Below are 3,370 nucleotides of genomic sequence, written 5' to 3' on the forward strand. Positions count from 1 at the left end.
GTCGTCTTAAAAAACTTCTTTCCCAGTGTAATCGCCAATACGGCAATTGGGATTGATGCTGAAACCGTTAAGCCTGCTTTTAAAGCTAAATAAACAGTGGCAGCGCCAAAAATAATCCCGGCAATACAGCCCAGTAATATCGATTTTACGGTAAGCTCTGCTACATTGCTCTCCGCAGGCACAAATGGTTTGAATTCTTCTTCGTTCATGAATAATAAATAATTTTAAAGGTATATTTTTTAAACAATATATCCATCTTTGGTTATTCCGCAGGAAGATAAACACAGCATACACCTTAAATACAGCATATAAATGAAGAACAAAGCCATATTTTTAGACCGCGACGGCGTTTTAAACCATGAGATCTACGATTACATCTGCAGATTGGAAGATTTTGAGGTTTTAGAATATCAAATCCCCGTTTTGAAAAAGCTCTATGATGAAGGTTATATGCTCATCATCATCACCAACCAGGGTGGAATTGCCAAAGGAAGATATACAGAAGAAACCCTGGCAGAGATGCACAAGGTCTTGTATGATAAATTTGAAGCTCAGGGTGCAAAAATTACCCATGCCTATTATTGTCCGCATCACCCAACGGTTTCCGGAGATTGTGAATGTCGCAAGCCAAAATCAGGCATGTTATTGGAAGCCATTACTACTTATGATATTGATCCTGCACAATCCATTATGATTGGCGATAAACCCAGGGATGTAGAAGCTGGAAATGGGGCAGGGGTAAAGGGAATTCTCATTGCACCTGATGAACAAATCAGTTACGAGAAAATAAAGGAAGTATTGAATGCTTAAAAAAAAGAAAGGTGCGCTATGCGATAAAGCCCGGCGCACCTTCTAAATGATTAGACTACTAATGCTGCTTTTGCCGCTTTAGCGTGATCAGCTAAAAATGTAGCTAAGCCACTGTCTGTTAAGGGGTGTTTCAATAAGGCTGTAATAGCTGATAATGGTGCCGTAATTACATCTGCGCCTAATTTTGCACAGCTCACAATATGCAATGGTCCGCGGATAGAAGCGGCAAGAATTTGCGTTGGATATTCATAGTTGTCAAAAATCAACCTGATATCTTCAATTAAGGCTAAACCATCAGTAGAAATATCGTCTAAACGACCTAAAAATGGAGAAACATAGCTAGCGCCAGCTTTTGCTGCCAATAAAGCTTGTCCTGCAGAGAAAATCAACGTACAGTTTGTTCTGATTCCTTTTCCGCTCAAATATTTGATGGCTTTAACACCGTCTTTGATCATCGGAACTTTAACAACGATTTTTGGATCTAATTTAGCTAAGGCTTCACCTTCTTTAATCATTTCCTCATAAGTAGTGGAGATAACTTCCGCACTTACATTATCGTCAACAATAGCACAAATAGCTTTGTAGTGTGCAATTACATTCTCTTCGCCTGTAATGCCTTCTTTTGCCATTAAGCTTGGGTTAGTGGTTACTCCGTCTAAAACACCAAGTTCCTGGGCTTCTTTAATCTGATCAAGATTAGCTGTATCAATGAAAAATTTCATACTATATATTTAGAAAATTTATTTAAATGTATAAATCAGAATTTATTACGAGGGCTAAATTAGACAAAATGTTGGCTTTGACGGCACAATCATGTCATGAATAATTCAGTTTATAATAAGTTTTTTAGAAATCCCATTTTTACTTTATCAGAAAAAGTAAAAAATGGGCAAGCTCCTTTTATCGCACCGCTACAACCTTCTACCCTTGCTTCGTTCCCGCCCTGGGGGAGTTCAAAGGGAGCTGATCGTAAAAGACTTGCCCGAGACAAAAGTAGCAAAACAGTTCAGATTACGAAAAGATATTTTAGATTATTTCACTTATTTCTTCGCCTATAGCCGTAAAACGCTGTTTTTGAAGACATTAATTTTTAAATTATTTTAAATGATTGTTTCAAGAAATCGCAATCCTTATCGCATTTCAGTATATAGTTAAACAATCCTTTGTGAGAATGACAAATTACAATCTATTAAATTGTTAATTCTCCAAAAAAATTGGGTAATCTTAGTAATTCAATTCGATAATTAAAAAAATATATGCAAATATTGTAATTAAATTCAAAAAGCATATCTTAGTGTCCTTAACACACTTAAGTTTTATGGACCACACAAAAAACAATCAAGGATTATATGACCAACGTTACGAACACGATGCATGCGGTATCGGGTTTGTTGCTCATGTAAAGGGGAGAAAGTCCCAGCAGATCATTTCAGATGCAATTACCATCCTTGAAAACCTAGACCATAGAGGTGCATGTGGTGCGGAGATTAATACCGGCGACGGAGCCGGAATAATGATTCAAATTCCTCATGAATTCCTATATGATGAATGCTTAAAGATCGGATTTAGCCTAAACAAGTCCGGCGACTATGGCGTTGGCATGCTCTTTTTACCAAAAGACATTAAAGCCAGAGAAGAATGCAGAGAAGTTATTTACCGTGCTGCAGAAAAACTTGGCCTTGAAGTGCTAGGTTTTAGAAAGGTGCTTACTAATCCTGATGATATCGGTGATATGGCGCTGTCTGTAGAACCTGAAATGGAACAAGTCTTTATTGCAAGACCTTATGCTATTGCTGCAGGTGCAGATTTCGAAAGAAAATTGTACGTATTCAAAAACTACCTAACCAAAACTATAACGAATACAGTAAATGGTGTACAGTCTGACTTTTATATTGCTTCTTTCTCTTCGAGAACGATCGTATATAAAGGACAGTTAACATCTATGCAGTTGAGAACTTATTTTACTGAATTAAGCGACAAACGTGTTGTTTCCGCTTTCGGTTTAATCCACTCTCGTTTTGCTACGAACACTTTCCCTTCATGGAGACTGGCTCAGCCTTTCCGTTATATTGCACACAATGGAGAAATTAACACCTTGCAGGGTAACCTTAACTGGTTCAGAGCGAGTGTAAAATCCTTTGCTTCTCCATGTTTTACCCCCGAAGAGCTTAATATATTATTACCTGTTATTGATGAAACGCAATCAGATTCTGGTTGCCTTGATAATATAGTAGAACTCTTGCTTCATGCTGGTCGTTCTTTACCTCACGTCTTGATGATGTTAATTCCAGAAGCCTGGGATGGTAATGAAGACATGAATGAATTGAAGCAAGCCTTCTATAAATTCCATGCTACTTTAATGGAGCCCTGGGATGGACCAGCAGCAATTGCCTTTACCGATGGTAATTTAATTGGTGCCACTTTGGATAGAAACGGACTTCGTCCTTCTCGCTATGCCATTACGGAAGATGACCGCGTCATTATGGCTTCTGAAGCTGGTGTGTTAGCTTTAGACCAAAGCAAAATCATTGAAAAAGGCCGTTTAACGCCCGGTAAAATG

Annotated in this window: 3 protein-coding genes, 1 other RNA gene and 1 pseudogene; 2 read left to right on the top strand and 3 right to left on the bottom strand. The window is 38.1% G+C overall.

Features of this window, described 5'->3' with window-relative positions; translation table 11 throughout:
* Positions 1-209, bottom strand: a 209-nt coding sequence (locus ACR2F7_RS14785; RefSeq protein WP_432714318.1) for an OPT/YSL family transporter, incomplete at its 3' end; no start/stop codon positions are given.
* Between the two features lie 103 nt (positions 210-312).
* Between ACR2F7_RS14785 and ACR2F7_RS14790 the strand changes: the two genes are divergently transcribed.
* The gene (locus tag ACR2F7_RS14790; RefSeq protein WP_432714319.1) at positions 313-810 is read left to right on the top strand and encodes a D-glycero-alpha-D-manno-heptose-1,7-bisphosphate 7-phosphatase; all 498 of its coding nucleotides are present in this window, start codon (positions 313-315) and stop codon (positions 808-810) included.
* Positions 811-860: 50 nt separating this feature from the next.
* Here ACR2F7_RS14790 and fsa read toward each other — a convergent pair whose 3' ends face one another.
* The gene (gene fsa, locus ACR2F7_RS14795; protein WP_432714320.1) at positions 861-1,532 is read right to left on the bottom strand and encodes a fructose-6-phosphate aldolase; all 672 of its coding nucleotides are present in this window, start codon (positions 1,530-1,532) and stop codon (positions 861-863) included.
* A gap of 162 nt (positions 1,533-1,694) precedes the next feature.
* An RNA gene (ffs, locus tag ACR2F7_RS14800) (signal recognition particle sRNA small type) lies at positions 1,695-1,794 on the bottom strand.
* A 334-nt stretch (positions 1,795-2,128) separates the two neighbouring features.
* Here ffs and ACR2F7_RS14805 point away from each other — a divergent pair.
* Positions 2,129-3,370, top strand: a pseudogene (locus tag ACR2F7_RS14805) (glutamate synthase subunit alpha); the annotation flags it as partial.

This window comes from Pedobacter sp. (genome assembly GCF_045628745.1).
Taxonomy (GTDB): domain Bacteria; phylum Bacteroidota; class Bacteroidia; order Sphingobacteriales; family Sphingobacteriaceae; genus Pedobacter.